This is a genomic window from Vibrio sp. 2130-1, assembly GCF_033339515.1.
Genome location: NZ_JAWOUT010000636.1, coordinates 1 through 541, shown reverse-complemented (window position 1 = coordinate 541; position 541 = coordinate 1). Strand labels below are relative to the sequence as shown.

Below are 541 nucleotides of genomic sequence, written 5' to 3'. Positions count from 1 at the left end.
CCACCACACATGGTCGTAACATGGCGGGAGCTCGTGCGCTCTGGCGTGCAACCGGTGTAAAAGACGAAGATTTCGGTAAGCCAATCATCGCCGTGGTGAACTCATTCACTCAGTTCGTACCAGGCCACGTACACCTTAAAGATTTGGGCCAACTTGTTGCTCAAGAGATTGAAGCGGCAGGCGGCATCGCAAAAGAATTCAATACCATCGCCGTCGATGATGGCATCGCAATGGGTCACGGCGGCATGCTTTACTCGCTGCCATCACGTGAATTGATTGCCGACTCAGTAGAATACATGGTTAATGCGCACTGTGCAGATGCCATGGTGTGTATCTCTAACTGTGACAAAATCACTCCAGGGATGCTGATGGCGTCAATGCGTCTCAACATTCCAGTTATTTTCGTATCTGGCGGCCCAATGGAAGCGGGCAAAACCAAGCTTTCAGACCAGATCATCAAGTTAGACCTTGTCGATGCCATGATCCAAGGCGCCGATCCTAAAGTGTCTGACGAACAAAGCGAACAGATCGAACGCAGTGC

1 protein-coding gene is annotated in these 541 nt (G+C 50.8%); it reads left to right on the top strand.

What is annotated here, in order from left to right:
- Positions 1-541: dihydroxy-acid dehydratase (locus R7Q09_RS27840; RefSeq protein ID WP_318144172.1), on the top strand; the 541-nt coding region annotated here is incomplete at both ends.